Origin of the sequence: Parabacteroides sp. HGS0025, assembly GCF_000969845.1 — a bacterium.
GTDB lineage: Bacteria > Bacteroidota > Bacteroidia > Bacteroidales > Tannerellaceae > Parabacteroides > Parabacteroides gordonii.
The window spans coordinates 1,364,075-1,390,030 of the sequence record NZ_KQ033902.1 but is presented as its reverse complement, the minus strand read 5'-3'; the positions used below and the strand labels follow the sequence as shown (position 1 = coordinate 1,390,030).

At 41.8% G+C, this 25,956-nt stretch carries 20 protein-coding genes; 19 read left to right on the top strand and 1 reads right to left on the bottom strand.

What is annotated here, in order from left to right; translation table 11 throughout:
• Positions 1–691 precede the first annotated feature (691 nt).
• From HMPREF1212_RS05090 to HMPREF1212_RS05035, 12 genes are read left to right on the top strand one after another with little or no spacing between them, the layout of a single operon-like run.
• Complete coding sequence (locus HMPREF1212_RS05090; RefSeq protein ID WP_028727554.1) at positions 692–1,819, top strand: MraY family glycosyltransferase; 1,128 nt, start codon at positions 692–694, stop codon at positions 1,817–1,819.
• A 16-nt stretch (positions 1,820–1,835) separates the two neighbouring features.
• The gene (gene wecC / locus HMPREF1212_RS05085; RefSeq protein WP_046148648.1) at positions 1,836–3,044 is read left to right on the top strand and encodes a UDP-N-acetyl-D-mannosamine dehydrogenase; all 1,209 of its coding nucleotides are present in this window, start codon (positions 1,836–1,838) and stop codon (positions 3,042–3,044) included.
• Positions 3,041–4,558 (top strand): MATE family efflux transporter, encoded by a 1,518-nt coding sequence (locus tag HMPREF1212_RS05080; RefSeq protein WP_046148647.1) that lies wholly within the window; start codon positions 3,041–3,043, stop codon positions 4,556–4,558. Before wecC ends, HMPREF1212_RS05080 begins: the two co-directional genes overlap by 4 nt.
• Before the next feature lie 11 nt (positions 4,559–4,569).
• Positions 4,570–5,559 (top strand): polysaccharide deacetylase family protein, encoded by a 990-nt coding sequence (locus tag HMPREF1212_RS05075; protein ID WP_046148646.1) that lies wholly within the window; start codon positions 4,570–4,572, stop codon positions 5,557–5,559.
• A gap of 14 nt (positions 5,560–5,573) precedes the next feature.
• Positions 5,574–6,737: a glycosyltransferase family 4 protein gene (locus HMPREF1212_RS05070; RefSeq protein WP_082099823.1), complete on the top strand. Its 1,164-nt coding sequence runs from the start codon at positions 5,574–5,576 to the stop codon at positions 6,735–6,737.
• A 12-nt stretch (positions 6,738–6,749) separates the two neighbouring features.
• A complete protein-coding gene (locus tag HMPREF1212_RS05065) occupies positions 6,750–7,844 on the top strand; it encodes a glycosyltransferase family protein (protein ID WP_046148644.1) in 1,095 nt (364 codons plus the stop codon).
• Positions 7,822–9,192, top strand: coding sequence for a glycosyltransferase family 39 protein (locus tag HMPREF1212_RS05060; RefSeq protein WP_046148643.1), 1,371 nt, complete (start codon positions 7,822–7,824; stop codon positions 9,190–9,192). Before HMPREF1212_RS05065 ends, HMPREF1212_RS05060 begins: the two co-directional genes overlap by 23 nt.
• Entirely contained in the window at positions 9,193–10,275 is a 1,083-nt protein-coding gene (locus tag HMPREF1212_RS05055) for a glycosyltransferase family 4 protein (RefSeq protein WP_046148642.1), read from the top strand. It abuts the gene before it with no gap.
• Positions 10,276–10,295: 20 nt separating this feature from the next.
• Positions 10,296–11,003, top strand: coding sequence for a WecB/TagA/CpsF family glycosyltransferase (locus HMPREF1212_RS05050; protein ID WP_046148641.1), 708 nt, complete (start codon positions 10,296–10,298; stop codon positions 11,001–11,003).
• Between the two features lie 11 nt (positions 11,004–11,014).
• Positions 11,015–12,175: a non-hydrolyzing UDP-N-acetylglucosamine 2-epimerase gene (wecB, locus tag HMPREF1212_RS05045; protein ID WP_046148640.1), complete on the top strand. Its 1,161-nt coding sequence runs from the start codon at positions 11,015–11,017 to the stop codon at positions 12,173–12,175.
• Entirely contained in the window at positions 12,172–14,556 is a 2,385-nt protein-coding gene (locus HMPREF1212_RS05040; protein WP_046148639.1) for an SLBB domain-containing protein, read from the top strand. Before wecB ends, HMPREF1212_RS05040 begins: the two co-directional genes overlap by 4 nt.
• Positions 14,557–14,561: 5 nt before the next feature.
• Positions 14,562–15,593 carry a GNVR domain-containing protein gene (locus HMPREF1212_RS05035; RefSeq protein ID WP_046148638.1) on the top strand — a complete coding sequence of 344 codons (1,032 nt, stop codon included), beginning with the start codon at positions 14,562–14,564 and terminating at the stop codon, positions 15,591–15,593.
• Here HMPREF1212_RS05035 and HMPREF1212_RS05030 read toward each other — a convergent pair.
• Positions 15,588–18,431 (bottom strand): bifunctional fucokinase/fucose-1-phosphate guanylyltransferase, encoded by a 2,844-nt coding sequence (locus HMPREF1212_RS05030; RefSeq protein WP_255353073.1) that lies wholly within the window; start codon positions 18,429–18,431, stop codon positions 15,588–15,590. The two genes, HMPREF1212_RS05035 and HMPREF1212_RS05030, sit on opposite strands and share 6 nt — an antisense overlap.
• A 313-nt stretch (positions 18,432–18,744) precedes the next feature.
• On the opposite strand from HMPREF1212_RS05030, the gene HMPREF1212_RS05025 reads away from it, so the two are divergent.
• The 7 genes from HMPREF1212_RS05025 (at position 18,745) to HMPREF1212_RS04990 (ending at position 25,923) form a co-directional block, all read left to right on the top strand.
• Positions 18,745–19,347, top strand: a complete 603-nt coding sequence (locus tag HMPREF1212_RS05025) for a master DNA invertase Mpi family serine-type recombinase (protein ID WP_028727569.1) — start codon at positions 18,745–18,747, stop codon at positions 19,345–19,347.
• Between the two features lie 618 nt (positions 19,348–19,965).
• Complete coding sequence (ndk, locus tag HMPREF1212_RS05015) at positions 19,966–20,427, top strand: nucleoside-diphosphate kinase (RefSeq protein ID WP_046148635.1); 462 nt, start codon at positions 19,966–19,968, stop codon at positions 20,425–20,427.
• A 289-nt stretch (positions 20,428–20,716) separates the two neighbouring features.
• The gene (locus tag HMPREF1212_RS05010) at positions 20,717–21,226 is read left to right on the top strand and encodes a DUF4494 domain-containing protein (protein WP_028727572.1); all 510 of its coding nucleotides are present in this window, start codon (positions 20,717–20,719) and stop codon (positions 21,224–21,226) included.
• Positions 21,223–21,891 (top strand): YggS family pyridoxal phosphate-dependent enzyme, encoded by a 669-nt coding sequence (locus tag HMPREF1212_RS05005; protein WP_028727573.1) that lies wholly within the window; start codon positions 21,223–21,225, stop codon positions 21,889–21,891. The genes HMPREF1212_RS05010 and HMPREF1212_RS05005 overlap by 4 nt, the downstream gene beginning before the upstream one ends.
• Before the next feature lie 21 nt (positions 21,892–21,912).
• Positions 21,913–22,890: a dihydroorotate dehydrogenase-like protein gene (locus HMPREF1212_RS05000; RefSeq protein WP_046148634.1), complete on the top strand. Its 978-nt coding sequence runs from the start codon at positions 21,913–21,915 to the stop codon at positions 22,888–22,890.
• 144 nt (positions 22,891–23,034) lie between these two features.
• Positions 23,035–23,400, top strand: a complete 366-nt coding sequence (locus HMPREF1212_RS04995; protein WP_028727575.1) for a MarR family winged helix-turn-helix transcriptional regulator — start codon at positions 23,035–23,037, stop codon at positions 23,398–23,400.
• A 66-nt stretch (positions 23,401–23,466) separates the two neighbouring features.
• Positions 23,467–25,923 (top strand): CoA-disulfide reductase, encoded by a 2,457-nt coding sequence (locus HMPREF1212_RS04990; RefSeq protein ID WP_046148633.1) that lies wholly within the window; start codon positions 23,467–23,469, stop codon positions 25,921–25,923.
• The last annotated feature ends 33 nt before the right edge of the window (positions 25,924–25,956 follow it).

The following is a 25,956-nucleotide window of genomic DNA, read 5'->3' as shown; positions in this document are numbered from 1 at the left end:
TTATCATAAATCGTGACACTTCGTCCTGTCTCAGTTTCCTGCTTAGGAAACCGGAGTTTCCATAGGAGGAAACGCGAGTTTCCCGCATAGGAAATTGTAGTTTCCTGCGGAAGGAACTGGAGTTCCCTTATTAAAAAAATTCAGGGAACTGCAATAAATTAAATACCAATACTTTACGCATTTCACCCCAGTTCTATTATTCTAAGTTAAAAGCCGCAGTTACTACCAATCAAAAAATCAGATATAACCCGGGGGGAACCCGGGATGAAGCCGGGATGAAAGCAAAATGAACCCGAAGGGCCTGCAATACATTCTTTAAAGCTTTAATTATCAAAAGGTATATACAATAATGAAGCCAATGAATGCAAAAAAGAGAAAAAGTAGTCTTTAACAACAAAATATAATCTTTTGTATACATGGAATATCAGGCGATGCCTATTACCGACACCTTTCTATACACCGTCAAATGTGTTGAAATTCAGCGTTAAAATAGAGTAAATGCAACTTCTCCCATGAACGTTTTTGCGCATTTTCTGTTTATATACACAGCTAGACAAAAAACACATACCTCTCCAGGGACACGCCCCCTATCAGCCAAAAATCAGGTATGTTTTTTATGAGCAAAATCGCTTCCGACAGTTACCCCCATGTGACTGACGAACATTGTCGTATAACTTAACTTACAACGCAAATGATATATCTCTTGATTTTACTAGCTTTTATAATATCAATCATCTTCTCGATGTTAATAATTCCACGCATCCTGATCGTGGCATTAACGAAAAGACTCTTTGATATGCCTAATGAGCGAAAAATACATACAGAAGCTATTCCCCGCTTGGGTGGGATATCATTCGCCCCGACTATTTTATTCTCATTAGCTTTTGTCTCCGCTATCTCCTATCTGGGTTATCTGTATGGTTTGAAAATACCGAAGGATATCACTCCCCACATCACTCCCGATTTTTATCTGCTTATCTGCGGACTGATCATTCTTTACCTGGCAGGTATTAAAGATGATTTGATCGGCCTGCGGTATCATACCAAATTCATCGTACAGATCATCGCAGCCACGATGCTTCCCCTATCGGGTTTATGGATCAATAACTTTTACGGTTTATTCGGGATCAATGAACTGGCTCCCTGGATCGGGATGCCGTTAACGATATTTGCTATCGTATTCATAACCAACGCGATCAACCTGATCGATGGCATCGACGGATTGGCTTCCGGATTGAGCGGAGCGGCATTGCTCATTTTAGGATCCCTGTTTCTGCACTATCAGATGTGGACGTATGCCATGCTGTCTTTCTCGACATTGGGTGTGCTCATCCCCTTTTTCTACTACAACGTATTCGGACAGGCCGAACATGGCCGCAAGATATTTATGGGGGATACCGGTAGCCTGACTTTAGGATATATCCTGGCATTTCTATGTATCCGTTATGCCGTATACGATCCGTATGAAGCTCCCCACTCGCCCAGTGCGATACTGATTTCTTTCTCTACACTGATCGTTCCGATGTTCGATGTGATCCGGGTTATGCTGATCCGGTTCCGTAGAAAGAAAAGTCTGTTTTCACCTGACAGGAACCATATACATCATAAATTTCTGGCGATGGGCTTTTCACCACGAAAGGCGTTGCTTTATATCCTCGGGATCTCATGGATATTCAGCAGCGTGAATATTCTGCTTGCTCCCTTCGTCAACATCAATATCCTGTTTCTGGGAGATATAGTGGTCTGGACGTTACTGAATGTTTGTCTGGACAAGATATATCATAAGAAGAAAATTATCAATGAAAAAAATATTATTTAAAAGACTGAACTAAAAGATGAAAGCATGTTTTATGGGGCTTGGCTACATAGGCCTGCCCACAGCAATAATAGCAGCCGAACACGGCATTGACGTCGTAGGCGTAGATATCAACCCACAGGTGGTAGAAATGACCAATAAAGGTTTGATCCATATTGTAGAACCGGGATTGCAGGAGTTGTGCCAGCAGGTAGTGGCTTCCGGACATCTGAAAGCTTCCGTCAAACCGGAGGTCAGCGATGTATATCTGATTGTGGTACCGACCCCATTCAAAGGAAACCATGAACCGGATATCTCTTATGTGGAAACGGCAACCCGTTCGACTATCCCCCTATTGAAAGAGGGCGACCTGTTCGTGATAGAATCTACCTCACCGGTAGGAACAACGAATAAAATGACGGAACTGATCTTCTCACTTCGTCCGGAACTGAAGGGGAAAATATACATTGCCTACTGTCCGGAACGCGTATTGCCGGGTAATGTCATTTATGAACTGATGCATAACGACCGGGTGATCGGTGGTATCGATCCGGAGTCGACCGGGAAAGCAATCGAGTTCTATAGCCGTTTCGTAAAAGGTACATTGCATAAGACCAATGCCAAAACAGCGGAGATGTGCAAGTTAACCGAAAACTCGTCCCGCGACGTACAAATCGCCTTTGCCAACGAACTGTCGTTGATATGTGACAAGGCCGGGATCAATATCTGGGAGCTTATCGAGCTGGCCAACAAACATCCCCGGGTAAATATCCTTCAACCGGGTTCCGGTGTCGGTGGACATTGCATAGCTGTGGATCCGTATTTCATCACCGCCGAATTCCCCTACGAGTCGCAGCTGATCGCCAAAGCGCGTGAGATCAACAACTACAAAGCGTTCTGGTGTGCAGAAAAGATAGAAAACGCCATGCTCAAATTCGAGCTGAAGCATCACCGCCAGCCAATCGTCGCCATGATGGGCCTGGCCTTCAAGCCCAACATCGACGACCTCAGGGAATCACCAGCCAAATACATCACAACCAAAGTAATGCAAAGCCATAACAATGCCGACATCCTGGTCGTCGAACCGAATGTGCAGGAGCATAAGGTGTTTAAACTGACTGATTACAGGGAGGCGTACGAAAAGGCGGATATTGTGGCGTTTTTGGTGGCACACGATCCTTTCAAAGAGTTAGTTTACGACCCAAAGAAAATAATACTCGATTTTGCCGGAGTCTATAAAAAAGAATGACAACGACAGAGAGCAACAAGCGCATTGCCAAAAACGCCATGATGATGTATATAAGGATGCTGCTGACTATGGCAGTTACCTTATATACCTCCAGGGTCGTTCTAAATGCACTGGGAGTAAATGATTACGGGATCTACAATGTAGTCGGCGGAGTAGTTACTATGTTCTCTTTTCTGAAAGGGACACTGACTTCCGGAACACAGCGGTTCCTAACCTTCGAATTAGGTAAAAGAAATTTCATCCGACTTCAAAAAACATTTTCTGCCACTCTCATTATCCATTTCTTTCTGGCAATCCTGATCCTGCTTCTGGCAGAAACAATCGGTCTGTGGTTTCTTGACTATAAAATGAATATTCCACCAGACCGGATGTATGCGGCACAATGGTGCTATCAGTTTTCCATTGCCGCCAGTCTGTTAACGATCATCCAGTCTCCCTACAACGCCTGTATCATTGCACATGAGCGCATGAATATCTATGCATATGTCAGCATTATTGACGTGGTACTAAAGCTTTTGATCGTTTATTTACTGGTGATGATAAATACAGACAAACTGATACTTTATTCACTATTGATCTTCCTTGTCAATCTGGTTATCAGCGGAATATACATTCTGTATTGCAGAAAAAAATATCCGGAATGCGCATTTATCATAGTGAAAGATAAGGCACTGTACAAACCTATACTTGTTTTTTCCGGCTGGAATATGATGAGCATGTTCGGATATCTACTTAGTAGCCAGGGAGTAAATATCCTGTTGAATATATTCTTCTATCCGGCTATCAATGCAGCACGTGCGATCGCTTACCAAATAAACTCGGCTTTGACCTCGTTTGTAAATAATTTCCAAATCGCCGTAACTCCGCAAGTCGTAAAATTATATGCCGACGACAAAAAGGAATCAATGAAAAACCTGCTGTACCAAAATTCGAAATACGGTTTTTCATTACTATGGCTTCTCTCATTGCCGGTCTTTCTGGATATCAATAAAATCCTCGTTCTATGGCTGAAAGAAGTTCCTTCTGAAACCATGATCATGGCCCGGCTGGTGATTATTCAAAGCCTATTTTACACCTTCAACCGACCGTTTGATATAGCTATCGAGGCAGTCGGACGCATGAAGGAAGTGAATCTGTTCACCGGCCCCATGCAAATAATGGTATTACCGGTATCGTACCTGCTTCTCAAAATCGGATTACCCTTTTATACACCGTTCATACTGAATATCATTGTAGTGGTTCTCTGTCTGGTGGTAGAAACTCATTATCTGAATAAATGGATAAACATTTCCAGAAAAGTGATTCTAAAACAAATCGTTTATCCTCTTTTCTATATGGTTATCCTGTCATCCATCCTACCTGCTCTGGTTTATTTCCACATGGAGAGCAGCTTGTTTAGGCTATTTGTGATCGTTATAACATCATCATTTTCCGTCATGACATGCTCCTATTTCATCGTACTGGATAGGCAAGCCAGAGATTGGGTAAGAAACAAGATCAAATCGGTCTTATAATTACTGATTACATGAAAAAAGTTATATTATCATTCGACTACGAATTATTCTTTGGAGAAAGATCCGGAACTGTGGACAATAGCATTATACGTCCTACCGAATTATTACTTAATAAACTAAACAGAATCAACGGGAAAGCAACCTTTTTCGTCGATTATTTAATGATCAAGTTTTTAGAAGCACAGCCACAAACAGTGGAAGATGCCCAAAAGATAACAACCCAACTGCAAAAAATCGTGCGGCAAGGTCATCGCATCGAACTGCATATCCACCCTCACTGGATAGATGCCCGCTACAATGGAAACGGAACCTGGGACTTTAAAGATTTTACCCATTACAGTCTGAATTCCTTACCGGAAGAAACAGTGTCCGACATGTTTACTGAAGGTTGTAATATGTTGAACAGGATTGCCGGAACAGTTGACCCTTCGTATCGGATTGTAGCTTTCCGGGCGGGCGGATGGGCAGTACAACCTTTTTCCCATTTATACAAGGCTTTTAAGAAAGCGAATATAAAAATAGATTCATCCGTCTCAACCGGGTTCCGTTACAAAGGAGACGATTCCTTTTATGACTTCACACTTACACCGGACAAACCGATATATACATTTAAAAACGATGTCCTGGTAGAAGATCAAGACGGGGAGTTTATTGAATTTCCCATTTCTTCCTACGAATATACATTCCCCATGCGGATTGTCAATTGCGTACATAAATATCTCACCCCCGGATTATTCCGGCAAACAACAGATGGAACCCATTCCCGGATTTCTTATGGAACTCTTCCGACAAAGATTAGGAAAAGCGGTTCAATCCTGTCTAAATTCACGCTATCACGGATGTCACCCTATGTCTTGTTTCATGCTTTGAAGAAAGAGAAAAAAGAGTTGTTGGTATTTTTGGATCATCCCAAGGACTTTACATTCTCAGCCTTGTCCTTTTTGTCTTTGCTGGAAGGAAACGTAAAGTTTCACCTGTACACAGACTTTATCGATCACTAATACATAAATACAGTATGAATAAAAAATATATATTCCATTGCATGTGTTATTCGCCAAAGGTATACTCCGGTCTCGATAAGTTTACCCTTATGTTGGCAAATAAACTGGCAAAAGATAATTATCATAACATATTCCTGTTTTATGATACACTGGAAGATGCTCCTGTGTACCACGAGGCATTGATAGAGAACGGACATACAATCGTGTTACTGGATTCTAAATCCGGCACACTAAAACTGCTTAAAGAATATCTGAACTGTTTCCTGTTGTATAGACCGGCTATCGTCCATGTCCATTTTACATCGGCATTCAAATTGCTTACTTGTTTCCTCCATCTCTTTTATCACTTCAAACTGTTTATCTCTTTCCATTCGACAGTAAATCCTTACTCTTCCTATAAAGAGTACAGGAAACAGAAAGGATTTGTCAAAACAATACTCTACACTTGGTATTGCCGCTTCGTGTACCGGCAAAGCAATGCCGTTATTTGCGTCAGTCGGGCTGTAGAGCAACAGTATCTTCAGTTTCTACACCAAAACGGAAAAGTCAGATGCTTATATCTGGGAGTAAATCCAGTCACTACCGAACAGGAAAGTGCAAGAGTCAAACTAGGCTTCAACGATAAACCGGTATTTCGGATATGCCATATCTCCGCTTTCGAATATCTGAAAGGGATCGATATAATTATCAAAGCCACACAGATACTAAAAAAAGAATATCAGATAAACGATTTCAAGGTTTACCTGATCGGAGACGACAGGAGAAAAGACAATTATTCTAAGGCAATGCGATCGTTTGCTTCCGAACTCCAAGTAGATAATCATATTGTCTGGCTTGGTAAAAGATTCGATATACTGGAAATCCTACCTGCTTTCGACGTGTATATACAGCCTTCCAGATTTGAGGGACTACCGGTTGCTTTAATGGAAGCATCCTCTGCTGCCCTGCCTTTGATCGGAACACGAATCGGAGGCATACCGGAAATCATCATTCATAAATCAAATGGTTTCCTGATCAACAACGAATCAGCCAGCCAATTGGCCTACTATTTGAATGAATTATACCGGAATAAAGAATATCGCCGGGAAATGGCTGTCCGGTCTAAAGAAAAATGGAACGATTCATTTAATATAGAGAAACAGGCAAACAAATTATACCGAATATATATAAATGCTTAATACAAATCGACTATGATACATATCGTTGTTCTAATTGATACAAATATAGAAAGATACCCTCCCGTTATAGCTCTTCTGGATTCAATAACCCGGCAGGAAGATTTCTCCGTCACCGTTATTGAGGGAGAATATGATCCCAACATTGACAAACGTTATAAAAAACAGGTAACCTTTTTCCACCTGTACGGGAAGCCTTATATGGGAAATCTGTTCCACAAAGCATACGACCGTATTAACCGGATTATTAAATACAGGAAGTTTGTAAAGAACTATTTGGCAAATAATACGTATGACGTTATCTGGATTGCGACAGTCGATACAGCTCTCCACTTACGGGGAATTATCGAGAGACATAATTTTATCCTGAACATATTCGAACTTTATGATAAATTTCCGGTTCGGTTAAAATGGCTGCATCACTTATCGGCGTACGCCCACAATATTGTAGTTCCAGAAATAAACAGAGCCAATATATTCCGGGTATGGTTCAATCTACCAAAGACTCCGTTTGTCATACCTAACAAACCTTCCGAACATCCGTGTTGTAAAAAACTGTCTATCGACCGGATCGACAACACCATTTTGCAGCATATATCCCCAAAGATAATCCTTTACCAAGGACATATCATTGAAGAAAGAAGACTGGATGCTATCTGTGAAGCCGTATCGCAATTGCCGGATTATTGCTTGGTTTTGATGGGAAAAGAAACGGATTACCTGGCTGACCTCAAAAGCCGGTTTCCATTTATCATTCACCAAAATTTTGTATCTCCTCCTCTTCATCTGCATATCACAAGCCATGCACATATCGGGATTGTCACCTATACATACGAATCACTGAATAACATATTTTGTGCACCTAATAAAATATGGGAATATGCAGGGTTTGGGATACCGATGCTCGGAAACAGTATTCCCGGTCTTCAATCGACTATCGGTATATCACAAGCCGGTATCTGTGTAGATACAGACAAGGTTGGAGAGATATTGGATGCAATTCAAGCCATAGATAGCCAATATGATCTTTATAGCAAAAAGGCGCTCGCTTTCTATCATTCGGTTTCCATTGACAATATGTACAAAGATGTTATATACAAATCATTATAACACAGTCGTCATTAGCTCCTGCATCTCTATTTCTTATGCGGGATTAGCCATTCTGTTACCTTTATTTTATCCGGCAAATGCTCCGGATAACGGAATGATTCTATTTCAATTATTCTTCATCATATTGATTTTCATATTGGGTGTTCAGGTCTTTTCAAGAAATAAAATAACCGGATGCCTACTGAGTATTATCTTATTTCAATATGTAACATCCATTACACTACGTTATTATTATACTCTACATTTCGGTAATCCTCTAGGATACAACCCGATCGATTCATGGTTATATCATTCAACCGGTGTTGCGGTTCAGAATTACTCACTGGAAGAACTCTTCACTTATCTGAAATGTAATAGTTTCAATATAGACGACTGGGGATTTCCTCTAATTGTCTATTTTACTTACCACATTTTTGGTGCTAATATAGGAATCGATCTTCTATTACTTTTCAACATACTTGTTATCACAATCTCTTCATTCCGGCTATATCAGTTGGCTGGTTATTTTCTGGAGAAAAGTTACGCCCTTCTGGTCACTTTCATTTGGGGGACGTTGCCGTTTCTGGCCTATACCACAGTAGTCGGACTAAAAGAGAACTTCTTTCTGTTCTTTACAATTTCGTCTTTATATTATATGTATAAGTATCTGCAAAAAAAGAACTTGAAAAACCTCTTGTATTTTTTAGCCTATACAGCTGGTTTGTTCTTTTTTAGATATGCACTGGTTTTTATGATGTTTATCTCATTAATTACCGGTTTACTGCTATTTAACAGCAACAGTTCCAAAAGACTGAAATATCTACTTATCGGAGGGTTTATTTTAGGTGGTTTAGCTTTCAAAATTGCCGTAGATTTTATCGCGACACTGCAAGGAGGCTCTTATGAAGCATTACTCTATGCAGTCACTTACCGGGTCGACGAAAATTCATACGGCGGTGCCTTTACCATGCTGGTTAATTTTATTGCAATGATAATCGGGCCGTTCCCAAACTTCATATCCGACAGCGACAAAGCGAATTATATTACTATATACAGTTATACGGCATTTATAAAGATGTTGTTCTCCTTTTTTTTCCTGTACGGGATCTGGTATATTTTCAAAAGGAAACTTTACTATTATCTACCAATGCTTGCATTTATCTTTCTGCAAAGCATTATGATATTCTTTACTTTCTATACATTACATATCCGTTACCAATTACCTCATATACCGTTTCAACTGATCATTGCCGGATATGGATTGAACGTATTCGTTCACCGGCAAAGCAAAGTCGGGAAGCGACTGCTCATTACTTACATGGGCGGCGTGTTTATACTTATCCTCATCTATAATCTAAGATTGTCATAAATGAATTTACTATTTGTTGTTCCGGATCTTTCAAATTTGGGAGGAGTTGCCAGCCACTATTCAGGGCTACATGATTACTGGACTTTTCCTTTTTCCTACGAATACTATGGGAAACGGAAAGGGATTCCGGCAATTATATGCTTCCCTTTCGATATCCTCAAATACATATTCAAACTAATATTCTGCCGGATAGATATCGTCATCGTCAATCCATCATTGAGAAGATATCAGTTGATACGGGACGGTATATATATCTTACTGGCAAAACTGTTCTGCAAAAAAGTCGTAACTTTTATTCATGGTTGGGACACAAACCTGGCACCTATTCTTGTAAGGAAACCCAGATTATTCAAATTTGTATATAATAAATCCTCTCTTATTTTCGTCCTATCGGGCGAATTCAAAAAGGAACTGTTTCGTATGGGTATTACTTGTCCCATCAGACTGACAACCACCAAGGTAGACGATAAACTTCTAAAGACTTTCGATGTCAACCACAGGACAGGTGAGATCAAGCAAATTCTTTTCCTGGCACGAATCATCAAGACTAAAGGGATCTTCATTACACTGGACACTTTCAGATTATTGAAAAAAGAATTTCCGTATCTGAAATTATTGGTTTGCGGAGACGGAGCAGATTTGGTCGAGGCGGAAGAATATATTTTGCAGAATCACATAGAAGATGTCATATTGACAGGAGCTATTTCCGGCAATACACTGATTGATGCCTTCAAAAACAGCGACCTGTATATCCTCCCTTCTTATGAAGAAGGAATGGCAACTTCCATTCTGGAAGCTATGGCTTTCGGTCTACCGATCGTTTCAAGACCTGTCGGAGGTATCGTTGATTACTTTATCGAAGGAAAAATGGGACATTTGATATCCACTTTCAACCCACAGGATTTTTATGAATGCATCAGGCAACTGATCTTAAATCCGAAACTTACCCAAACAATATCCGAAACCAATTATCTGTATGCCCTAAAGCATTTCCTGGCTTCAACAGTTGCAAAGGATCTGGAAAAAATATTATCAGAACAGTTTCTTCAGGATGAAACTAATGTTTCAATACAAAGAAAATAGTGAAACTTTCAAGAATAAATATGCAAGAAAACAGAGTTACATTAAATGGCATAAAGGTCTTTCCTTTTACTTCTGCCAATGAGCTTTTACAGTATGTGAACAGCCGGAAAGGGATCTTAATCGCCATCAACGCAGAAAAGATATTACATGCAACCCAGCAAACACGTGATATCATAAACCGGAACATCGGTTACTGTGATGGATATGGAGCCGTTATGGCAGTGAAAAAGAAAGGTTATAAAAACGCTGTCAAGATACCAGGCTGTGAATTGTGGTTGAAAATAATAGCTGAATTGTATGATAAAAATAAAACATTCTATCTGATAGGCAGTAAACAGGAAGTCATCGAACAAACCGTAAACAAATTAAAACAGGAATATCCCGATATCCGATTCGCCAATTATCGAAACGGATATATCAAAACGGAAGAGGAAAAAGCAGCTTTGCTCGCCGATATCCAAAACAGGAAACCTGATGTCGTATTTGTTGCCATGGGATCACCTAAACAGGAGTTGCTTATGGAAGAAATGTTCAAAGTGCATCCGGCCATCTATCAGGGACTGGGCGGAAGTTTCGATGTCTACACCGGGCAGGTCAAACGTGCCCCCAAATGGTGGGTCGACCACAACCTGGAATTTGCTTACCGGCTGATAAAACAGCCCAGCCGCATCAAACGCCAGATCCATCTGGTTCGCTTTTTAGTATTAGTCAAACTAGGTAAAATATAATCAACACAAATATGAAAAAGATAATGTTAGTATTCGGAACTCGCCCCGAAGCAATCAAAATGGCTCCGCTTATTAAAGAGTATCAGAAATATCCGGAAGATTTTCAGACAATCGTATGCGTCACGGGACAACACAGGGAAATGTTGGATCAGGTTCTTCATCTCTTCGATATTCATCCTGATTATGATTTGAATATAATGAAACAAGGGCAGGATTTATATGATGTAACAGCACGGGTTTTAACCGGAATGCGGGAAGTCTTGAGCGAATCACAGCCAGACCTTGTACTGGTGCATGGAGATACCACCACTTCCACAGCAACTGCCCTCGCTGCCTTCTATCAGCAAATCCTCGTCGGACATGTAGAGGCCGGATTACGGACACACAACATATACAGCCCATGGCCGGAAGAAATGAACCGGCAACTTACCGGACGAATCGCTTCTATCCACTTCTCGCCGACAGAATTAAGCAAAAAAAATCTGCTGGATGAAAATATTGCAGAAAGGAATATCATCGTTACGGGAAACACGGTTATCGACGCCTTATATCATATGGTAGAAAAGATAAAAAAGGATGAAGAACTAAGACAACAACTGGAAAATGAACTGAATAGGTCTGGATATAAAATCTCGCGATTAACCGAACAAAGTAACCGGAAATTGGTTTTAATAACAGGTCATCGCCGTGAGAATTTTGGAGAAGGATTCATTTCTATATGCAAAGCGATCAAGACATTAGCCGAAAATCATCCGCTTGTCGACTTTGTATATCCAATGCATCTGAATCCGAATGTACGGAAACCGATCCGGGAAATATTCGGAGATTCAAAACCGTCCAATATGTTCTTTATAGAGCCGCTGGAATATTTGCCGTTCATCTATCTGATGGAACAGTCAACACTCGTTCTTACAGATAGCGGTGGCATTCAGGAAGAGGCTCCGGGACTGGGGAAGCCGGTTTTGGTCATGCGAGAAACAACAGAACGCCCGGAAGCATTAAACGCAGGAACTGTCAAGTTAGTAGGAACAGATTTCAATAAAATCGTAACGGAGACATCCCGACTATTGAGGGACAGTACTTATTATGATCAAATGAGTAAAGCCGTGAATCCGTACGGAGATGGGTTCGCTTGCCACAGAATCGTAACAAAAACAAAAGAAATTTTATGAACACTGTAAAAAGGTACTTTTTTTGTATTTTCTGTCTTTTAGTATGTACCGTCATCAAAGCACAGGTACCACAGGAGCTGCTGGATAAAGCCAAACAGGCAGGAATGTCGGAAGAACAGATCCAACAGGAAATGTCAAAATACATCGATAAGACAACAACTACCCAACAATCTCAAGCAGAACAATTAACCCCGGAAAAAGAGACTCCCGGACGAGTACCTCTTACCAATAAAGAATTACCTCCCCTGGAACTCCAACGGGAAGAAAACAAACCGGTTCAGAAGTTGGAAGAGATCGTATTCGGACGTGAAATATTCTCTGAAAAGAACCTGACTTTCGAACCGGTCTTAAATATTCCAACCCCTGTTAATTACCGACTTTCGGCCGGCGATGAAGTGCTCATCCACGTATGGGGTGATTCAGAATTAAATCTGAAACTGACAATATCACCCGACGGAACAATCATCATACCCGATATAGGGCCTGTTGCCCTTAGCGGACTGACCATAGAGGCGGCTGAACAGCGGATACGACAGGAACTTGGTCGCATTATGGCTACGATAGACGGCAGGGAACCCAATACTTTTGTATCCGTCAGTCTGGGACAGATTCGCAGTATAAAGGTCAACATAGTTGGCGAAGCTGTAGTTCCCGGAACTTATACACTGACATCACTCGCTACTCTGTTCAATGCATTATATGCTGCAGGCGGAGTAAACAACATCGGTTCGCTACGAAGTATCAAAGTATACCGCAACAGTAAAGAAATTGCCAATCTGGATGTTTACAACTATTTACTCCATGGTGAATATAATACGAATATACGACTGGAAGACAATGATATGATCATCATCGGCCCATACGAACAGCTCGTGGTTGCCAAAGGGAAAATAAAGCGAAACCGCATCTTCGAATTAAAAAAAGGAGAAACCCTTTCACAATTATTGGATATGGCGGGAGGGTTTACCGGAGATGCTTATACGAAGGATGTTACTGTGAAAAGAAAATCCGGAACGCGTTATCAGATTGCAACAGTGACAGAGGAGCAATTCCCCACATTCACATTTCATGATGGTGATTCGTTATTGGTAGACTCCGTCATTCCCTTTTACGAAAACAGGATAACCATATCCGGTGCCATATGGCGCCCGGGAGAATATGAACTGAGTCCTTCTGTTCATACGGTCAAACAGTTAATACAACAGGCTGCCGGTTTAAAAGGAGACGAATTTATAGGGCGTGCCCAAATCACCCGCCTGAATCCCGACTTCACACACTCTGTCATTGCAATCAATATACAAGATATACTGAATGGCACCTCACCGGATATAGAACTACAGAATGAAGACCAGTTATATATCCCTTCACTGTTTGATTTACGGGAGCCATACACAATCAAGGTAGGAGGAGCCGTAAACCAGGCGGATACCGTCTTACCATACCGAAAAAACATGACCATAGAGGATGCGATCGTTCTAGCTGGAGGATTACAGGAAGCGGCGGCAACTGTCAATGTGGAAGTAGCCAGACGTATAAAAAATCCTCAATCATCCCAAAGCACAGAACAAATAGCTAAGGTGTTCAAATTTACCCTAAAAGACGGCTTAGAAACAAGCTCTGGCGACACACTCTTTACGTTGGCTCCTTTTGACGAAGTATATGTCCGTTTCTCTCCGGGATACCAAAAGCAACAGGTCGTAAAGGTGAATGGTGAAGTTATGTTTGCCGGCAGTTATGCCCTTCCACATAAAAATACACGACTGAGTGATCTGATCAAAGAGTCAGGAGGTATCACACCTGGAGCTTATGTAAAAGGAGCCAGTTTGAAACGAAAACTCAGTGATGATGAGATCAGGCAGGTCGAAACTCTTTTACAATTAAGTAATGCCAATAAACAAAGTAAGGATTCGATCTCCTTATCGATGGCAGATATACATGATTATCCGGTCGGTATCAATCTGGAGAAAGCATTATCTCACCCGGGATGTACCGAAGACCTGGTTTTACAGGACGGAGATATTCTATATATTCCTCAGCTACAAAGCACCGTAAAGATCAGTGGTGCTGTAACCTATCCCAACAGCATCACTTATAATAAAGGAATGTCCGTCCGCGATTGTCTTTCACAGGCCGGAGGCTATAACGATCTTTCACGTAAATATCCGATCGTCATTTATATGAACGGGCAGGTTGCAACAACCCGGAAAACTGGAATATTCTTTAAACGATATCCGAAAGTGGAACCAGGATGTGAAATCGTCGTACCGAGCAAGTCACAGCGTGACCGGGGAGCCAGCTTGTCAGAAATCATGAGTATCAGTAGTTCGGCAACATCAATGGCAGCAATGGTAACTTCCATCATAAACATGATAAAAAAATAATATCTATGGATAACGAAGTTAGACTACTCCTATATGCATGGAAAAAGCGAGTATTATTTCTGAAAACATGTGGAACAGCTATTATCATCGGTTTAATAATAGCTGTCAGCATACCCAAAGAATATGTAACGACCGCTAAACTGGCACCGGAAACAAATGATAATACCAGAAAGACCGGGGATCTGGGAGGGTTGGCTGCTATGGCAGGTATCAACCTGAATAATACGGGTAGTTCAGATGCTATATCTCCGGAACTGTATCCGGATGTCGTCCAAAGCATACCTTTCCTGGTCGAATTATTTCCTGTACAAATAACTGATAAAAAGGGTACATTCCATTCGTCAGTATATGATTATATCAGCAAATACCAGCGTGAAACCTGGTGGAGCTATATATTGGGGATTCCTTTCCGGGGATTGGCTGCTATAAAACAACTGTTCTCCGAAAAAAGAGAACAGTCAGATAAGGTGAACCCTTTCTATCTGACAGCTGAACAACAACAGGTTATAAACGAATTAAGAAATCGTATATCCATATTTGTCGATAAGAAAACGATGGTTATAACAATTAATGTACGAATGCAGGATCCTGTCATATCAGCGACATTAACACAGGTCATATTGGAGAAACTCCAGACCTATATTACTAACTATCGAACTCAAAAGGCAAAACAAGATTTAAAATTTACAGAGAAAATATATGCGGAAGCCCGGGATGCTTATTATAAATCCCAACAAACATATGCCAAATTCGAAGACTCGAACAAAAATATTATTTCAGCAAGCTACCGCACAGAACAAGAACGCTTAAAAAATGAAATGACATTAACGTTTAATGTCTACAACTCGCTGGCACAAAAATATGAGCAAGATAAACTTAAGGTACAGGAACAAACGCCGGTATATGCAATTATCGACCCTGCTACTGTACCTTTAAAAGCGATATCTCCTAATAAAGTCATTATTTTGATGGCATTCCTCTTTATGGCTTTATTAACCACTATCGGATACCTCTTTATAAAAGAGAAAATATTATGACCGACTAATCTGTAACCCCTTGTCCGAAAGTCCCATTTCCACAAAGCGGGCATTCGGATTACGTGGGGAAGCAGTCAACTGCTTACGTATCTGTAAGGCTGCTTCGGGATCTTTCGCCACAATATAAAGATAACCTCCTCCACCGGCTCCCGGTAATTTATATCCTAATGCATAATCTTTGATCTGTGTAATCAACTCTTCCACCGCCGGAGGATTGGTACCGGAGTCGAGTGCTTTCTTCTGTTCCCATGTCTTCGCTATCAACCGACCATACGTATCGAAGTTTCCACTCTGGATCGCATCAAACATATCCAGTGCATGCACCTTCATTTCCAAAAGCAGGCGAAGGTGGGTCGCACTGTTCAGAAACATTCCCTGTACGATTTCAGCCAGGATACTCTTTGCAGTACGGGTAATCCCAGTATAATATAGCAAATGACAGGCCTGACATTGCGGATCGGTAAACAGATGTTCCGGCAACCAACGAACGGAAGGATTCTGGTTGAATCCCTCACCCGTCTGTAAAAGCTTCAATCCATGCAATACACCACCGTATTGATCCTGCCATCCACCACCGGTTGTCAGCAACTGCTCAAGGATCAAGGTACGATAGCCTATTCTGTTTTTATCCCAAGACAATCCGCAAAAATCGGAAACGGCCCCTAGCACCGTTGCAGCAAGGATAGAACTGGTTCCCAATCCGGAACCTGCCGGAATAGCAGCCAGTAAAGTTACTTCCAGGCCACAGCCAAAATCTTTCAACTGATCTTCCAGAGAAGAATAATGTTCTGCTGCAAATTCAGGGACAAAACCTGCCAAAGCCAATGCCGCTTTAGGTATGGAGAAAGGAGAACCTATCTTCTTGAAATCTTTCAGTTCCTCCCAGGTTGAAACAACTTCCATTGCACCCAGGTCGATAGACCGTAAAATCACCTTATACTCTTTCGAAGGTTTAACATATACCTGCAACGGAGGTTGCCCGTTCAACTCGATAGCCACATTCACCACATTTCCTCCGGCATACATGCAATAAGGCGGTGTATCTGTCCATCCCCCGGCCAGGTCGATACGAACCGGACTACGTCCCCATACGATCTGATCACGATATACATTCAAAAAAGGAGATTGCTTTTCACGGGAAACAGAGCCAATCAATCCTTCCCTAAGCAGAGAAAAAGCCTCCTGCTGCTCTTTCTCATACGATTTCCTTTCCAGTTGCATAACACGTGCCCGAAACATTCGGTTATGTATCTGCTTCATTAAAGGGGCATCAGAAGAAAGCGGCGTCGGTAACTCAATTTTACCTGCAGCGAATTCGCTAGCGGCATCGGCCAAATCCAACTGGTAAAAGACACTTTTCTCATGATTAGCGGCCAACATCGGCCAGTTTGCCTGACGAAGTTTTTCACGCTGGGAAAATAACCTGCCCAGGTTTGCACGGTCAGATAATTCGTTCGCAGACATCTTTGGAGACAATTCCCATATTTTCCGTCCATTTTCCAGTTTCGGTTCAGATACCATCCAACGCATCACCAATCCCAATTCTTCAATATTCTTGCAGACAGGGAACAACAAAGCATTTTGCAAATCGTCAAAGGCATCTATCTGTATCTCTCTTTCCTTCATCCAATCAAGAACAGATCTCCCTAAAAAGAGCGTATTACCATCTGTGGATCCACCTTTAAACGGATCATTAAAACCGTATGGACGAGCTACCCATTCCTTTTCTCCAATCGGAACGACATCAATACAAACACCGGAGGGTATGTTCAGTTCCCAGTCATTTTCCGGTACCCCTGTAATAATATGACGATTATCCAGTATCCAATGCTTTCCGATATAACTGTTCTCAATCCATAGTTCGGAGTTAGCAGCAGTCAAAGACAGATTTATTTCTGCATTTTGTACGAACATCGCAGGATGAGGTTTCACCTTCCGATGCATGATAGCACGCTGGTCACGCACCAGATTCTGAACAGCCAGAGTAGAAGATATTAGTTCACGACTTGTCCCGTAATGGTAAAACTCGCCACCCTCTAAAGGAAGAATAGCAACGCTAAGCTGATTTAATCCGGAATCGGAAATCCGGGGATGCTCTCCCAACGACAATCCGAAATCGGAATAGAGGTCATACGACTTCATTGTCTTTCCATCAGCCGTATACGAACGTTTCATCAACAGTTCCATTGCCCGGTCACTCAACAACCAGACACCTATATCCATCAGAAAAAGATGAGTCTGCGCCAACTGTCCCAAAACAGTCAGCGACGGTTTTTGCAACATAAAGTCCAACTTATCGGGAGTCTGTCGGTCCGATACAAACACGCCATGATTGGTTGCCAGAGCCGGGTCGACCCATAAGCCATAACAAACGACATCCACCTCGGGAATATCCTGCAACGGCATACTGTTGCGTATATATACATCGCCACTCGCTATTAATGTATGAAGCGATTCCGGGGCTTTATGCATTATTTCCTCATAAAGAGGAAGCTGTAAAGACAGCAAGTTCTGAGATAACTTTTGTCCTCTGGCCCACCGGAATACCGGGATCGGTGTCAGGATTTTTCCCGACGGAGCATAACCAGGCAAACGACGACTCTGCCCTCCGGCATGCAACAGGATTCGTTTCTCTCTGGCTAACCACTCTCCGGTTGAGGCTTGTGGCGCTTCATGTTGCCGGCACGCTTCAACCAACCAGGTCGTTCCCCCACCCGAACCCAATCTGGCACCCACCGGATCAGAAGTGCAAAACCATTCATCCACATCAACTTTCGTAATTTTGTGGAAACTGTTCACCAAATTGGGAGGCAATGATAATAATTTCTTCATATTTATATTTACATAGAAGCAATGAAAATCGCTTCTGTTTACTAATCTAATCTTCGTGACAAAAGTAATTTATCCTACCCAATAGCACAAAAAAACGATACACATATTGTTTCTGTATCTCATTTTGCCCTCGATATATTAAATATTAATTTAATTTTACAATTCAGCATACCATTGATTTAAATTATTATATTCATATTTGTAGGGAAAAACCACCCACATATCCAGTTGACGATAAAAAACGTTGGTTTTTACTAATCACCCCCTACTTTTTAGTTTTCTGACGTATCTTTAGTTATTCATTTAATTTTCAGATTGTATGATATACGGTTATGTAAGAGTCAGTACGGATAAGCAAAGTACTGAAAATCAACGATTCGAGATTGAAAAATTCGCAAAAGTCAAGAACATGCGTATTGATCGTTGGGTAGAAGAAACAATTAGTGGGACAACTGATGTTGCAGAACGGCAACTTGGTAGATTAATCAAGCAAATCCGCAAAGGTGATATTTTGGTGACAACCGAATTATCCCGGCTGGGTCGTAATCTAATGCAGGTAATGAGCTTTCTTCATCAATGTATGGAAAAAGACATTTTCGTGATTACGGTAAAGGAGCGCTATGAGTTAGGGAATAACATCAACAGTAAGATTTTGGCTTTTGCTTTTAGCCTAAGTGCCGAAATTGAACGTAACTTGATTTCCCAGCGAACCAAGGAAGCGTTAGCCAGAAAAAAGAAGGAAGGGACTAAGCTTGGCCGTCCTAAAGGTGGTAAATCCGACCAGTACAAACTATCAGGTAAAGAAGGACTGATACGCAAGCTTTTACAGGAAAAGAAAACCAAGTTGTATATTAGTAAGAAATTGGGAGTAAACCGACAAACACTGAGAGATTTTATGAGAATGAATCCGGAGTTGGATTAATTATAGAAATATTAAGTTATTGGCAACCGAAGAGTTACTGTCTAAATTGTTAAACAATGCAATCCCAGCAAATGAAACCTAAGCTAAATTGGTTATTTAAACTTGTTTGTTCTAAATATATGAAAGACACTTGTATTGGAAAATCTGAAATTAAGAATGTTGGTGTTCCAAAGGAATATTTTACACTCTGTTTCATTCTAATTATAAGCATCTTAGCATACAAATCTGATCAAGAAATATTTCAGATTGAATGATTCAGGTATCAAATGTAAACATACAGGCAATCTTCGGGTAAAAACAGATATTTTTGGGTATAAAACAGTGATTGTAACAAATACACCCAAGAATGTAAAATCAAAGAATATAAAAAAATGAACACGTATTTATTATAGTAAAATAGAGAACAATTCGATAGAAAAACAATCAACCGGGAATGGATAAACAGCCCATCCCCTACTTTAGTATTAAATTGCCCGCTGATAGTAAAAACTTGTTATTTTAATCTCGTTTTTACACATTATTATACTATAAATTAATTAATAGTGAATAAATACACTATCTTTGGGAGTATTAGCGCTATCAGGAATATTCGTTGAACCTTATAAAACAGACAACAGTATGGAAAAGACACTTGTAATATTAAAACCATGCACCATCCAACGAGGTTTGATCGGTGAGATCATTTCTCGTTTTGAAAAGAAAGGATTAATCCTTTGCGGTATGAAAATGATCTGGCTGACCGATGAAATTTTGAGCGAACATTACGCCCATCTCAGGGAACGGTCGTTCTTTCAAAGAGTAAAAGATGCTATGGCCGTATGCCCGGTAATCGTTTGTTGCTGGGAAGGCGTCGATGCAGTACAGGTAGTTCGAACATTGGCCGGAGCTACAAATGGCAGAAATGCTGCACCCGGAACTATTCGTGGAGACTATAGCATGAGCGTACAGGAAAATATCGTACATGCATCCGACTCACCGGAAACAGCAGAGATCGAACTGAAGAGATTCTTTAAAGAAGATGAACTATTCGACTATGAGATGAAAAACTTCCTCAGTCTCTACGCTAACGACGAATTTTAAAGATTCAAAGAAAAAATAAAAAGCCGGAAAGGAGTTGATAGATCATCTCTTTTCCGGCTTTCTTATTTCAGATATTTCATTCTATCCTCTCGGACTGAATGAACAACCTCATTACTAATCTAAAAATCTAATACCATGAAAAACACACTACATCTTATAAACAAGTCCCTGATTAAAAATGTTCCGAAAAAATAAAGAATTTCATTGCAGTTGTATTATTCCCGAATTGAAACTATATTTGTACTGTATTTTAAACACGAGTACAGACAAAAAATAAAAAGAAAATAATATGCATAGTTGGTTTGAATGTAAAGTCTCCTTCGAAAAAGTGTTGGAGAACGGAATGCAAAAGAAAGTAACAGAACCTTATCTGGTTGATGCCTTGTCGTTCACTGAAGCAGAAGCTCGTATCATTGAAGAGATACGTCCGTTCATCTCCGGAGAATTCACAGTGACAGACATCAAACGTGCGCGTCTTTCAGAGTTGTTCTTCAACGAAAACGGCGACCGTTTCTATAAGATTAAAGTGTACTTTATCACGCTTGATGAAAAAAGCGGTGCTGAAAAGAAGACAGCAGCACAAATGCTGGCACAGGCATGTACGCTGAAAGAAGCTATTGCCGTTCTGGAAGAAGGAATGAAGGGTACCATGGCCGACTACACAATCGCATCGGTTACTGAAACCATGCTAATGGATGTATTCCCATTCTCTGCCAGCGACGACAAAACACCTAAATCCGGTGAAGAACTGATTGCCGAACAAAAGAAACAAGCAGAAGCCAAAGTAGAGGAAGCATGAGTATCTCCCAGAATATAGTACAGTTAAGGGCATCGCTACCGGCAAACGTAACGTTGGTGGCCGTGTCTAAGTTTCATCCGGCAGAAGCATTGAAGGAAGCCTACGATGCAGGCCAGCGTGTTTTCGGCGAAAGCAGGGCACAGGAGCTGACGGCTAAACAAAAAGTACTACCGGGTGATATCGAATGGCACTTCATCGGGCCGCTGCAAAGTAATAAAGTAAAAGACATCGCACCCTTTATCCATACAATCCACAGTATCGATTCGTTCAGATTACTGCAGGAAGTAAACAAACAGGCTGCCAAAAACAACCGTGTGATCCGTGTCCTGCTGGAAATACATGTTGCCCAGGAAGACACCAAGCATGGGCTGACACCCGATGAATGCCGCGAGCTCCTGCAAAACGAACAATTGGACGAACTCGGAAACATTCAAATAGTCGGATTGATGGGAATGGCGACTTATACTGACGATACCGCTCTTATCGAACAAGAATTTCACCTTTTACATGAACTTTTCAGCGAATTAAAAGCTATATATTTCAAAGGAAATGATAATTTTGCAGTACTATCTATGGGAATGAGCCACGATTATCCCGTTGCCATTCGCCAGGGTAGCACTATGATACGGGTTGGAACCAGTATTTTCGGTGAACGCGAGTACTAATACATTAAAATTGAATCTGACATGATAGACATTAAAACCCAATACGCAGGACTAACACTTCGTAATCCTATAATCGTAGGAAGCTCGGGGCTGACTAACAACGCGGAACGAAACAAAGAATTTGAAAAGGCAGGTGCCGGAGCCATCGTTCTCAAATCCCTTTTCGAAGAACAAATCGAAATGCAGAGCGATTCGCTTATGCAGGACGCAGATTATCCGGAAGCAGCCGACTATATTCGCGGCTATGTAAAAGCCAATCAGGTGAACAACTATCTGGAACTGATAAAAAAGACCAAAGAATTGTGCACGATCCCCATTATTGCCAGCATTAACTGCTATAAATCGGACGTATGGATTGACTTTGCCCGTCAAATAGAACTGGCCGGTGCGGATGCTTTGGAACTGAATGTATTCTTTCTGGAAACAAGCCTGGAATACAATCCGGAAGAAATACGCGATCTTTACGTCAATATCATCCGGAAAGTAAAAGAAACCGTTTCAATCCCCATTATCATAAAGATCGGAAAAAATGTCGGAAATATCCCGGCATTGGTCAATACATTGAAAGTAAACGGAGCAGACGGCGTAGTGATGTTCAACCGATTCTATCAGCCGGACATCGACATCAACAGTATGCAGATCGTATCGGGCAACGTATTCAGCAACCACTCCGACTTAAGTGATACAATTCGTTGGACAGCGATCATTTCAGGAAAAGTACCCGGAATAAGCATCGCTTCTTCAACCGGAATACACGACTGGGAAGATGTTATCAAATGCCTGCTGGCAGGAGCTTCAGCCGTACAAATGTGTAGTGCCGTATACACACACGGAGGTGAAATTATTTCACAGGTACTTACATGTATAGAAGAATGGATGCATCAGGCACATTATCAAAATCTGTCACAGTTCCAAGGTAAACTGAACTATGCAAACATCCCGAACCCCGCGATGTATGAACGTTCACAGTTTATGAAATACTTCTCAAACAGAGACTAAAAACTATCGTTCAAATAAAATAGAAGAGACAGGGTAAACACCTTGTCTCTTTTTGTTTCATCACTTTTTGCAATTTATTTTCCACTAAACACTATTTATATCAGAAATATTATTTACCTTTGTACCATCAATAAAGAAAACAAGATGGAAGCTATTTGTGTTATAAAGGACATATATAAAACATTATACCAGTTTGAAAAAGCATTTTCAGAGGTACATGAGATCACAATCAACGAAGCTATGTTGCTATGTTGCCTGAAAGACAACGAAGCGAAGTCGGCCGGGACGATCTGCGATTATATAGGTTTATCCAATTCACGCGTATCCAAGGTGATCACGTCGGTAGAAAACAAAGGGTTTATCCGTCGTAGTATCAGCAAAGAAGATAAACGTCAGATGTTCTTTTCGCTTACACCGAAAGGGAAAGAGAAAGTACAGCAAATGATGAACGCAGAACTGCGTTTCGACGGCCTGTTCGGTAAACTGCAGCAATGCATGGAAAAGGGTTGACTCCCTTTTTTTACCTATTTATTTTCCATTAGCAAATATATACAATAACAATAAAACAATAATAAGATGAAATACTTAGTAATCGGAGGAGTTGCCGGTGGAGCAACAGCAGCAGCACGCCTGAGAAGAATGGATGAGAATGCAGATATTATCCTGTTTGAACGCGGGAAATACGTATCATATGCCAACTGTGGACTACCTTATTATATAGGCGAAGTAATTGCAGAACGAGATAAACTATTCGTGCAGACAGTCGAAGGTTTCACAGCCCGTTTCAACATCGACATTCGTCCCGAACAAGAGGTGACCGCCATCCATCCGAAGGATAAAACCGTTGAAGTGAAAAACCTCGGAACAGGACAGACATATACCGAAAGTTACGACAAACTGATACTATCTCCCGGAGCCGAACCGCTTCGCCCCGGCATCGAAGGCATCAACAGTAAAAAGATATTTACCTTACGCAACGTTCCTGATACAGATACAATCAAGAATTATGTGGATCAGAACAAACCTCGCCACGCAGTGGTTGTAGGCGGTGGATTTATCGGACTGGAGATGGCCGAAAATCTGTACGACCTGGGTATTAACATCGCTGTCGTTGAAATGGCAAACCAGGTAATGGCTCCGTTCGATTATTCGATGGCTGCCATCGTACACCAGCAACTGATCGATAAAAAGGTCGATCTGCGTCTCGAAGACGGTGTTTCACGTTTTGAAGAGACATCTGAGGGTATCCTTGTACACCTTCGTAGCGGTAAACAAATAGCTACCGACCTGGTGATCCTCAGTATCGGCGTACGTCCCGAAACACGGTTGGCAAAAGAAGCCGGACTGGCTATCGGTTCACTTGGAGGAATTGCCGTGAATGACTATATGCAAACTTCCGATCCGGATATATATGCCCTGGGGGATGCCGTTGAAGTAATCAATCCGGTAACAGGCAAACCGGCCCTGATCCCGCTCGCCGGGCCGGCCAACAAACAAGGACGCATTGTGGCCGACAATATCGTGTTCGGCAATCGCGAAACATATAAAGGCACCATCGGCACATCCATCGCTAAAGTATTCGACCTGACAGTTGCAGCTGCCGGAGCCAACGCCAAGTTACTGAAACGCGAAGGTATCGCCTACCAATCATCGTACACACACTCTGCATCACATGCGGGTTACTATCCGGGTGCCGTTCCGATGTCTATCAAAATACTGTTCTCTCCCGAAGATGGAAAGTTACTGGGAGCACAGATCGTTGGATTCGACGGAGTAGACAAGCGGATCGAAATGCTTGCCCAGGTAATACAGCGCAAAGGAACGGTTTACGACCTTACGGAGCTCGAACAGGCTTATGCTCCCCCCTACTCGTCTGCTAAAGATCCGGTAAATATGGCTGGATATGTAGCTGAAAACATCCTTACCAAAAAGGTCGAGATCATAGGCTGGAGAGATATAGCCCGACTAAGCAGTGAAACGATACTGGTAGATGTACGCACAGCCGATGAATACAGTTTGGGATCTATTCCGGGAGCAATAAACATTCCGGTAGATGAACTTCGGAGTCGCTTGTCGGAGTTGCCTAAAAACAGGCCGATCGTAGTAACTTGTGCAGTCGGATTACGCGGATACCTGGCTTACCGCATACTGGTTCAGCATGGTTATAAAGATGTCAGGAATCTATCAGGTGGTTATAAAACGTGGAGCATAGCTACGGCTAAACCGACTTTGGTTCAAGCAGGAAGCAATCCAAAAACGACAGAAACGGAAAAACCGGTTGCTACCGTTGCGCCTCACTCTTCCACCCGGCAAACCATCCGGATCGATGCCTGCGGACTGCAATGTCCCGGCCCGGTCATGCAACTGAAAAAGCATTATGCCGAAATAAATACGGGTGACCGCCTGCTGATAACCGCAACCGACCAGGGATTCGGTAAAGATGTTGCCGCCTGGTGCAACATGACCGGGGCACAACTGGTAGGAGTTGAAAACAATTCAGGAGTCATCCACGCCACAATCGAAAAAGGTGAACCCAAAAGTGCCTGCAAAATGGTGAATGGTGGCGATAACAAAACACTGATCGTATTCAGCGACGACCTGGATAAAGCCCTGGCTTCCTTCGTCATTGCCAACGGAGCCGCCTCGACTGGCAAGAAAGTGACTATGTTCTTTACCTTCTGGGGACTGAACGTAATCAAGAAACGGCAGAAACCGGCTGTTTCCAAAGATATCTTCGGAAAAATGTTCGGTTGGATGCTTCCCGCACATAGCGGCAAACTGAAGCTGTCGAAAATGAATATGGGTGGTGCCGGAAGCTGGATGATGCGCCTGATCATGAAGAAGAAACATATCGACAGCCTGGAAAGCCTTATCGCCCAGGCAGCCGAGAACGGTGTCGAAATGATTGCCTGCACCATGAGTATGGATGTGATGGGCGTAAAACAAGAGGAGCTGATGGAAAACGTCACACTGGGAGGCGTCGCCACCTATCTTGAACGCGCAGAAGATGCCAATGTCAATCTGTTCATCTAAAGAATAAGGGCTATACAAAAAAAGGCTGCATCC

Excerpts from the sequence above, each read along its gene's own strand:
- HMPREF1212_RS04995 (WP_028727575.1), top strand. The coding sequence starts at position 23,035 with ATGGAAGCTATTTGTGTTATAAAGGACATATATAAAACATTATACCAG.
- HMPREF1212_RS05070 (WP_082099823.1), top strand. The coding sequence starts at position 5,574 with ATGAATAAAAAATATATATTCCATTGCATGTGTTATTCGCCAAAGGTA.
- HMPREF1212_RS05040 (WP_046148639.1), top strand. The coding sequence starts at position 12,172 with ATGAACACTGTAAAAAGGTACTTTTTTTGTATTTTCTGTCTTTTAGTA.
- HMPREF1212_RS05025 (WP_028727569.1), top strand. The coding sequence starts at position 18,745 with ATGATATACGGTTATGTAAGAGTCAGTACGGATAAGCAAAGTACTGAA.
- HMPREF1212_RS05090 (WP_028727554.1), top strand. The coding sequence starts at position 692 with ATGATATATCTCTTGATTTTACTAGCTTTTATAATATCAATCATCTTC.
- HMPREF1212_RS05055 (WP_046148642.1), top strand. The coding sequence starts at position 9,193 with ATGAATTTACTATTTGTTGTTCCGGATCTTTCAAATTTGGGAGGAGTT.
- HMPREF1212_RS05010 (WP_028727572.1), top strand. The coding sequence starts at position 20,717 with ATGCATAGTTGGTTTGAATGTAAAGTCTCCTTCGAAAAAGTGTTGGAG.
- HMPREF1212_RS05005 (WP_028727573.1), top strand. The coding sequence starts at position 21,223 with ATGAGTATCTCCCAGAATATAGTACAGTTAAGGGCATCGCTACCGGCA.
- HMPREF1212_RS05000 (WP_046148634.1), top strand. The coding sequence starts at position 21,913 with ATGATAGACATTAAAACCCAATACGCAGGACTAACACTTCGTAATCCT.
- HMPREF1212_RS05050 (WP_046148641.1), top strand. The coding sequence starts at position 10,296 with ATGCAAGAAAACAGAGTTACATTAAATGGCATAAAGGTCTTTCCTTTT.
- ndk (WP_046148635.1), top strand. The coding sequence starts at position 19,966 with ATGGAAAAGACACTTGTAATATTAAAACCATGCACCATCCAACGAGGT.
- HMPREF1212_RS05060 (WP_046148643.1), top strand. The coding sequence starts at position 7,822 with ATGTTATATACAAATCATTATAACACAGTCGTCATTAGCTCCTGCATC.
- wecC (WP_046148648.1), top strand. The coding sequence starts at position 1,836 with ATGAAAGCATGTTTTATGGGGCTTGGCTACATAGGCCTGCCCACAGCA.
- HMPREF1212_RS05075 (WP_046148646.1), top strand. The coding sequence starts at position 4,570 with ATGAAAAAAGTTATATTATCATTCGACTACGAATTATTCTTTGGAGAA.
- HMPREF1212_RS05035 (WP_046148638.1), top strand. The coding sequence starts at position 14,562 with ATGGATAACGAAGTTAGACTACTCCTATATGCATGGAAAAAGCGAGTA.
- HMPREF1212_RS05080 (WP_046148647.1), top strand. The coding sequence starts at position 3,041 with ATGACAACGACAGAGAGCAACAAGCGCATTGCCAAAAACGCCATGATG.
- HMPREF1212_RS05065 (WP_046148644.1), top strand. The coding sequence starts at position 6,750 with ATGATACATATCGTTGTTCTAATTGATACAAATATAGAAAGATACCCT.
- HMPREF1212_RS04990 (WP_046148633.1), top strand. The coding sequence starts at position 23,467 with ATGAAATACTTAGTAATCGGAGGAGTTGCCGGTGGAGCAACAGCAGCA.
- wecB (WP_046148640.1), top strand. The coding sequence starts at position 11,015 with ATGAAAAAGATAATGTTAGTATTCGGAACTCGCCCCGAAGCAATCAAA.